The sequence below is a fragment of the Kribbella orskensis genome, assembly GCF_004342085.1.
Classification (GTDB): Bacteria; Actinomycetota; Actinomycetes; order Propionibacteriales; family Kribbellaceae; genus Kribbella; species Kribbella orskensis.
Genome location: NZ_SLWM01000057.1, coordinates 1 through 6,894, shown reverse-complemented (window position 1 = coordinate 6,894; position 6,894 = coordinate 1). Strand labels below are relative to the sequence as shown.

The following is a 6,894-nucleotide window of genomic DNA, read 5'->3' as shown; positions in this document are numbered from 1 at the left end:
CCGGGGGGAGATGGCGAAGCTGCGCGGCGGTGCGCACTGCGAGCAGCAGGGTCGCGTCGGGCATCGTCCGTGCGGCGACCTGCGCGCGTAGGCGGCCGTGCGGGAGGTCCAGGTTCAGCTGGATCAGCACAGGGCGGACGATTCCGGCTTGGGACAGCCGCGTCACCCGCACGCGGCTGTATTTCGCCCACTTGCCGAGGACGTGCGTCAGCCGTGCGTGGATCTGCGCGGTGGTATCGGTCGGCAGGATTCCATCGGCGTGGACCGCGATCGGCGCGTGCCCTTTGAGCTCGGTGACGGTCATCGTTCACTCCCGCGGGCCGGTAAGGCTGGGATGTCTTCAGGACAAGCAATCGGGGGAGGCGGCAGCAGGGGCGAAAGTCCTCGGTCGTCCGGGTCGTTGGGCGGGATGGCAGTCGGTCGTCGGGCCAGCCAGGTCGCCACAAGTAGGGCCAGCAAGGCGATCACGCCGCCGGCTATGCCGTCGAGCAGGTAATGGTTCGCGGTCAGCACGATGGCGGCGAGCATGGCCGGCGGCATCAGCCAGCCGAACAGGCGGGCGGTCCAGTGGCCGGCGAGGTTGGCCCAGGCGATGCCCGCCAGGAGGTTCCAGCCGAAGTGCAGGCTGGGCACGGCGGCGTACTGGTTGACGAACGCGGGCGGTTGCAGCACGCGGTAGGCCGATGTCTGTTGGGTGACGGTGTCGACGAAGCCGTAGCCGGTCAGAAACCGTGGTGGTGCGACCGGGAACACCGCGAAGATCAGCAGTCCGATCGCGCCGGAGATGAGGATGGCGTTGCGGAACGTCGAGTAGTCGTGGCGGTGCCTGATCAGGAGCCACGCCAAGGTGATGGCGATGACCGGCCAATGCCCGTAGATATAGACGTAGCTGACCGCGTCGACCAGCGACGCGTGGTCGACGACGGCGTTCTGCAGGTGAGGTTCGGCGAACATGCCGGCGGATCGCTCGAGGTCGACGACGCGCTCGGCGTTGCGGTACGCGAGGTCGACCCGCGTTGCGATCAGGCCGCGGACGCCGAAGTAGAGCGCGATGCCGGTGAGGATGAGCACGACCTCGCGCGCGACCCGCCGGCGTCTTGCTCCGCCCAGCTCCTCTGACATGAGTCCGCCCCCTTCCAGCCACAGTGCCTGCCGCACCGCTGCGGCTGTAGGGACCTTTGGGGCATTCCATGGGAGGACTTGGGCCTTGTGCCGGACTACGTCACCGGCGTTCGGTGGAGCTGTAACCACTGCGTCGACCCTCGAGACCAGTGCCCAGCGGAGGTGGCAGTGATGACGAATCCGGTGATTCATTTCGAGATCGGCGGTAGCGATCTCGAGCGGATGACATCCTTCTACAGCAAGTTGTTCGGCTGGCGGCCACAGCCGGCGGGACCGGAGTACGCGCTGGTACCGGCCGGCGAGGACAGTGTCGGCATCGGCGGCGGCCTGATGCAGACCCGGGACGAGATGCCTCCGTACGTGACCGTGTACGTCGCGGTGGACGACCTGCCGGCGGTGCTCGACCGGGCCGGCGAGCTCGGCGCGAGGACCGTCGTCGAGCCGACCACCATTCCCGGCGTCGGACAGTTCGCCATGGTCAGCGACCCTGATGGCAACATCATCGGCCTGATGCGCCAGGAACCGGGCAGCTGATCGCCCTCATCCCGTCGATCAGCCGTCGCCGCTGACCAGGTGGTACGGCTGTACCACTTCGGTGCGCCAGTGGGACGGATCTCCGGTCGGCGGCTCGTAGTAGATCTCCCAGGCCTCGCCGTCGGCCTCGCCACCCTGGCTGCTGATCCAGTCCGCGAGGGTGGCGTAGGCCTTGCCCACCTGGTCGTACGGACCCATGTACCACACCACCGCCAACTCGCCGCCGGGCAGTGTCGAAGGCTGCACAGAGCAGTCGCCGGCGATCCGTCCGGCGATCGGGAAGCCGGCCTCGACGTCGAACCGTCCGTCGGCACGGACGTGGTAGCGGGCGAAGGGGTGACCCTTCGGCGTCAAGCCGTGCAGGCCCAGGTACGCGGCGACCTCCCCGTAGGCCTCGGCGAACCAGTTGACCAGTTCCGCCTGGGCGAGTGTCGCGCGCCGGACCGCGGTCGGCTGCACGACAGCCGTTCGGGTCTGGGGCTGTTCGATACCCATCTCGTCCTCCCGTTCGTGCTGGATGGCTTCAGAACACGCCTCGGCTGAAGACGTCAGCAGAGCCGAAGGTCCTCAGTCCTCGGGCCGATGGGAAAGACGTGGCCGATGGGCAGGAAGTGGCCGAGCGACCCGATCCGGCCGCACTTCGGACCCGCGCTGGAGCCGAACGCAGTACTGACCGGCTGCGGGGCCAATGCCCGCGGAGCCAGGACCTTCGGCCCTGATCCGGCGATCGATTGCGGTCTGGAATGAAGGTAGGGAGGACGCCTCGCGGCGTCCCGTCCAGTCGAAAGCATTGTTGCTGAGGAGACCAGAGATGACTGTCAGAGTGGGGATCAACGGGTTCGGGCGGATCGGGCGGGACTTCCTGCGGGCTGTGTTCGAGCGGGAGACGACCACGATCGAGGTGGTCGCGATCAACGACATCACCGACACGGCCACCCTGGCGAACCTGCTGCAGTACGACTCGACATACGGCGTACTGCGGGAGCGGGTCGGCCACACCGACGACAGCTTCACCATCGGCGGCAGGACCATCCGGGTGACTGCTGAGCGGGACCCGGCGGCGTTGGACTGGCGGAGCGTGGGAGTCGACATCGTGATCGAGTCGACGGGCCGGTTCCGCACCCGCGAGGCCGCTGCCGCGCATCTGGCCGCCGGCGCTCGCAAGGTGATCCTCTCGTCACCCGGCAAGGGCGTGGACGCGACCCTCGTGCTCGGCGTGAACGACGAGACCTACGACCCCGCCGAGCACGACATCATCTCGAACGCTTCCTGCACCACCAACTGCGTGGCGCCGATGGTGTCCGTGCTGCATCGGGCCTTCGGGATCGAACACGGACTGATGACCACGATCCACAGTTACACCAACGACCAGGTGATGCTGGACTCGCCGCACAAGGATCTGCGCCGGGGACGTTCGGGCGCGGTGAACCTCATCCCGACGAGCACCGGCGCGGCCAAGGCGGTCGGCCTGGTGATCCCGGAGCTGGCCGGCAAGATCGACGGTGTCGCGGTCCGCGTGCCGGTCGAGGACGGGTCCCTCACCGACCTGGTCGTCGAGCTGGCCGAACCGGCGACGGCCGAACAGGTCAACCAGGCCTTCGCCGACGCGGCGTCGGGCTACCTGAAAGGTCTGCTGCGCTACAACGAGGATCCGATCGTCTCCCACGACATCATCGGCGACCCCGCGTCCTGCATCTTCGACGCGCCCCTCACCCAGGCGAACGGGAACATCGTCAAGGTCTTCGGCTGGTACGACAACGAATGGGGCTACACCAGCCGGCTGCTCGACCTGACCGAGATCGTGGCTCGCGGTCTCTGAGAACCGGACAGAGGAGCTGTGATCATGATCGATTCGCCGCACATCACCTGGTCGGACGACGGAAGGGGTTTCGCGACCACCGCGCCGGCCTACCGGGAGTTCGTCAGGTCCGCCAGACTTCGGCCGATGGCGGCGACACAGATCCGTCGCCTGCGCGAGGGTGCCGACATCGTCGCTGTCGGAGCAGTCATCCGTACGGCCTTCTGCGATGCGGAAATACCGCCCGGAGTCGTCGCGGCCATCGAGGAGGCCTACCAGAAGCTCGGCGGCGCCGACGTAGAGCTGCAGGTCAGCGGTACGGCGGCCGGCGAGCCGCTCGACGAGTTCTTCACCGGCCCACAGGAGGTGTTCCTTCACGTGACCGGCCTGCAGGCCCTGCTGGCTGCCTGCAAACGGTGCTGGGCGTCGCTGTACAACGACCGCGCCATCATCTACCGGGAGGTACGAGACATCGACCAGCTGTCGGTGGATCTCTGTGTGGTCGCCCGGCCGATGACCGATCTGGACTTTGCGGCCGACACGATCGATCAGGTCCTCGGCAGGGTCTGACGTACCTGGTGGGTCCTTCGGGTCGCGGGGTCGGGTCCAACGGCCCTGATCCGGAGGAGGCCGTGGTCATAGCGTCGGCAGTGAGGATCGAGAAGGGACTCGTCGATGAAGCGTCTGGTGATTCTTGGAGCCGGGACAGCGGGGACGATGGTCGCGAACAAACTGCGCCGCAGGTTGCCGCTACGGGAGTGGCAGATCACCGTCGTCGATCGTGATGACATCCATCTCTACCAGCCCGGGCTGCTGTTCGTCCCGTTCGGCGTCTACCGGCTCGCGCAGCTGACCAGGTCACGCCGTCGCCTTCTGCGCTCCGGCATCCAGTTCCTGACGGGCGAGATCGAGCGGATCGACCCGGTCGCGAAGACGGTTCGGTTCAGCGACGGAACGGCAGTCGGTTACGACTACCTGGTAGTTGCTACCGGCACCAGTCCGCGGCCGGACCAGACCCCGGGGATGCTTGGAGCGGAGTGGCGCAAGAGCATCTTCGACTTCTACAGTTACGAGGGCTCGGTCGCGCTGGCGGACGCGTTGCGCGACTTCACCGGTGGCCGGCTCGTCGTGCACATCGTCGATCAGCCGATCAAGTGCCCGGTGGCGCCGCTGGAGTTCACCTTCCTGGCAGAGGCGTACTTCCGCTCCCGCGGGATGCGGGACCAGGTCGAGATCGTCTACGCGACACCGCTGTCGGGCGCCTTCACCAAACCGATCGCCTCGGCGCGGCTGGGGGATATGCTGGACGACCGCAAGATCGTCGTCGAGCCGGACTTCCTGGTCGAGCACATCGACCCCGAGCGCAAGGTGCTGATCTCCTACGACGAACGCGAGATCGAGTTCGACCTGCTGGTGACCGTGCCACTGAACATGGGCGCCGACTTCATCGCGAGGTCCGGGCTGGGCGACGAACTCAACTACGTCCCGGTGGACAAGCACACGTTCCAGTCGACCGCGTACCCCGACGTCTTCGTGCTCGGCGACGCGGCCGACCTGCCGATCTCCAAGGCGGGGTCGGTGGCGCACTTCGCCGCGGAGACCTTCACCGGCAACTTCTGCCAGTACGTCGAGGGTCACCCGATGACCGGCAACTTCGACGGGCACGCGAACTGCTTCGTCGAATCCGGTGACGGCAAAGGCCTGCTGATCGACTTCAACTACGACACCGAGCCGCTCCCCGGCAGCTTCCCGTTGCCAGTCGTCGGTCCGCTCGGGCTGTTGCGGGAGAACGCCCGCAACCACTGGGGAAAGCTGGCGTTCCGATGGATCTACTGGCACGTGCTGCTGCCCGGACGCCGGCTGCCGGTCCCGACGCACCTCTCGATGACCGGCAAGAAGCAACCTGACAAGGAGATCTGATCATGCCCGTGGTCACCATCGGACCCGCTGAGGTCCATGTCGATGCCGAAGGCTTCCTGACCGAGTACGGCGAGTGGACCGAAGAGCTGGCCGCACAACTTGCCGCGCAGATCGGCATCGAACTCACCGACGCGCACTGGAAGGCGATCAGCTTCCTGCGGGCCGACTACCCGCAGCGCGGCGAGACCGCCACGCTGCGCCGTGTGTCGACGCTTGCGGGCATTCCGATCAAGCAGTTGTTCGTCCTGTTTCCCGGTAAGCCGGCCAAGAAGATGGCCTACATCGCCGGTCTGCCCAAGCCCCGCGGCTGTGTCTGAGGGAGAACCGCCATGACCACGATCGACAACGCGCCCACCATCGTCCCCGACTTCGGTGACACGGCGACCGAAGGCCGCAAGCTGGCCATCATCTGCTCGAAGGGCAATCTCGACATGGCCTACCCGGGTCTCATCCTCGCGAACGCCGCGCTGGGCGAGGGGGTGGAGACGCACCTCTTCTTCACCTTCTGGGGCTTCGACATGATCACCAAGTCGCGGATGAACGACCTGAAGTTCACGATGCTCGGCAACACCGCCACCCATCTGCCGCAGGGGCTCGGCGGTCTCCCAGGGATGACCGCGATGGCCACGCATCAGATGAAGAAGCAGATCCACGACGTGGGTGTGCCCGGCGTACCGGAGTTCCTCGAGCAGATCGTCGCCTCGGGCGGACATCTGTGGGCCTGCCGGATGTCCGCCGACATGATGCAGCTCGACGAGTCCGACCTGTACGAAGACGTCGAGGCCATCATCAGCGCCTCGGACTTCATCGAGATGACCGACGGCGCCCAACTCCTCTTCATCTGACCCGAGGGGCGCGCGTTCGCCGCGCTCGAACCGGAGGTGACGATCATGCAGACCAGGCCGTCCTTGCGTGAGCTGGGACTGAACAGCGGCAAGAAGACGCGCCTGCGGCGCATCCTCTTCGACCACGGACTGCGCAACGGCTCAGCCTTCTTCCTGCCCTACGACCAGGGTCTCGAGCACGGTCCGCGCGACTTCTTCGCGAACCCCCAGGCCTCGGACCCGGCCTACATCGTGAAGCTGGCCGTGGCCGGGGGCTTCAACGGGATCGCGATCCAGATCGGCCTGGCCGAGAAGTTCTACTGGGACTACGCCGGCGAGGTGCCGCTGATCCTGAAGCTGAACGGCAAGACCGACATCCCCTCCGACGCCGAGGCTCTGTCGCCGGTGCACGCGAGTGTGGAGGACGCCGTCCGCCTCGGCGCCGACGCGGTCGGCTACACCCTGTACGTCGGATCGCCCGCCCAGGAGGCCGACTTTGCGCAGTACCGGAAGGTGCGCGCGGACGCAGAGCGACTCGGGATGCCCCTGATCGTCTGGGCCTACCCCCGTGGTGCCGCGATCTCGGCCAAGGGTGGCAACAACTCGTTCTACGCTGTCGACTACGCGGCCCGGGTCGCGAGCGAGCTCGGTGCGGACGTGGTCAAGGTCAACTTCCCGCACCCGGAGAAGACGAGC

The 6,894-nt window shown here is 66.7% G+C and carries 11 protein-coding genes; 8 read left to right on the top strand and 3 right to left on the bottom strand.

The annotated features are described in order from the left end of the window. A partial coding sequence (locus EV644_RS44120; protein WP_132197778.1) for a hypothetical protein occupies window positions 1-304 on the bottom strand: 304 nt, incomplete at its 3' end. Continuing rightward, entirely contained in the window at window positions 301-1,122 is an 822-nt protein-coding gene (locus EV644_RS44115) for a phosphatase PAP2 family protein (RefSeq protein ID WP_158293126.1), read from the bottom strand. The genes EV644_RS44115 and EV644_RS44120, both read right to left, overlap by 4 nt. 171 nt (window positions 1,123-1,293) lie before the next feature. Between EV644_RS44115 and EV644_RS44110 the strand changes: the two genes are divergently transcribed. Further along, window positions 1,294-1,656, top strand: a complete 363-nt coding sequence (locus EV644_RS44110; RefSeq protein ID WP_132197782.1) for a VOC family protein — start codon at window positions 1,294-1,296, stop codon at window positions 1,654-1,656. Between the two features lie 18 nt (window positions 1,657-1,674). Here EV644_RS44110 and EV644_RS44105 read toward each other — a convergent pair whose 3' ends face one another. After that, window positions 1,675-2,151 (bottom strand): GyrI-like domain-containing protein, encoded by a 477-nt coding sequence (locus EV644_RS44105; protein WP_132197784.1) that lies wholly within the window; start codon window positions 2,149-2,151, stop codon window positions 1,675-1,677. 105 nt (window positions 2,152-2,256) lie between these two features. On the opposite strand from EV644_RS44105, the gene EV644_RS45050 reads away from it, so the two are divergent. The 7 genes from EV644_RS45050 to EV644_RS44075 form a co-directional block, all read left to right on the top strand. Beyond that, a complete protein-coding gene (locus EV644_RS45050; RefSeq protein ID WP_158293125.1) occupies window positions 2,257-2,403 on the top strand; it encodes a hypothetical protein in 147 nt (48 codons plus the stop codon). Between the two features lie 64 nt (window positions 2,404-2,467). Further along, window positions 2,468-3,475, top strand: coding sequence for a type I glyceraldehyde-3-phosphate dehydrogenase (gene gap, locus EV644_RS44100; RefSeq protein WP_132197786.1), 1,008 nt, complete (start codon window positions 2,468-2,470; stop codon window positions 3,473-3,475). 24 nt (window positions 3,476-3,499) lie between these two features. Beyond that, window positions 3,500-4,024 carry a PEP/pyruvate-binding domain-containing protein gene (locus EV644_RS44095; RefSeq protein WP_132197788.1) on the top strand — a complete coding sequence of 175 codons (525 nt, stop codon included), beginning with the start codon at window positions 3,500-3,502 and terminating at the stop codon, window positions 4,022-4,024. A gap of 105 nt (window positions 4,025-4,129) precedes the next feature. Further along, the gene (sqr, locus tag EV644_RS44090) at window positions 4,130-5,374 is read left to right on the top strand and encodes a type III sulfide quinone reductase, selenoprotein subtype (RefSeq protein WP_132197790.1); all 1,245 of its coding nucleotides are present in this window, start codon (window positions 4,130-4,132) and stop codon (window positions 5,372-5,374) included. A gap of 2 nt (window positions 5,375-5,376) precedes the next feature. After that, window positions 5,377-5,691 (top strand): TusE/DsrC/DsvC family sulfur relay protein, encoded by a 315-nt coding sequence (locus EV644_RS44085; protein ID WP_132197792.1) that lies wholly within the window; start codon window positions 5,377-5,379, stop codon window positions 5,689-5,691. 12 nt (window positions 5,692-5,703) lie between these two features. Beyond that, window positions 5,704-6,219 carry a DsrE/DsrF/DrsH-like family protein gene (locus EV644_RS44080; RefSeq protein ID WP_132197794.1) on the top strand — a complete coding sequence of 172 codons (516 nt, stop codon included), beginning with the start codon at window positions 5,704-5,706 and terminating at the stop codon, window positions 6,217-6,219. A gap of 45 nt (window positions 6,220-6,264) precedes the next feature. Further along, window positions 6,265-6,894 (top strand): class I fructose-bisphosphate aldolase (locus EV644_RS44075; RefSeq protein WP_132197796.1); only part of this gene is annotated, 630 nt, incomplete at its 3' end.

What these genes read in the sequence shown, in the direction of transcription:
- EV644_RS44115 (WP_158293126.1), bottom strand. Translation starts at nt 1,122, where the DNA reads ATGTCAGAGGAGCTGGGCGGAGCAAGACGCCGGCGGGTCGCGCGCGAG.
- EV644_RS44110 (WP_132197782.1), top strand. Translation starts at nt 1,294, where the DNA reads ATGACGAATCCGGTGATTCATTTCGAGATCGGCGGTAGCGATCTCGAG.
- EV644_RS44105 (WP_132197784.1), bottom strand. Translation starts at nt 2,151, where the DNA reads ATGGGTATCGAACAGCCCCAGACCCGAACGGCTGTCGTGCAGCCGACC.
- EV644_RS45050 (WP_158293125.1), top strand. Translation starts at nt 2,257, where the DNA reads ATGGGCAGGAAGTGGCCGAGCGACCCGATCCGGCCGCACTTCGGACCC.
- gap (WP_132197786.1), top strand. Translation starts at nt 2,468, where the DNA reads ATGACTGTCAGAGTGGGGATCAACGGGTTCGGGCGGATCGGGCGGGAC.
- EV644_RS44095 (WP_132197788.1), top strand. Translation starts at nt 3,500, where the DNA reads ATGATCGATTCGCCGCACATCACCTGGTCGGACGACGGAAGGGGTTTC.
- sqr (WP_132197790.1), top strand. Translation starts at nt 4,130, where the DNA reads ATGAAGCGTCTGGTGATTCTTGGAGCCGGGACAGCGGGGACGATGGTC.
- EV644_RS44085 (WP_132197792.1), top strand. Translation starts at nt 5,377, where the DNA reads ATGCCCGTGGTCACCATCGGACCCGCTGAGGTCCATGTCGATGCCGAA.
- EV644_RS44080 (WP_132197794.1), top strand. Translation starts at nt 5,704, where the DNA reads ATGACCACGATCGACAACGCGCCCACCATCGTCCCCGACTTCGGTGAC.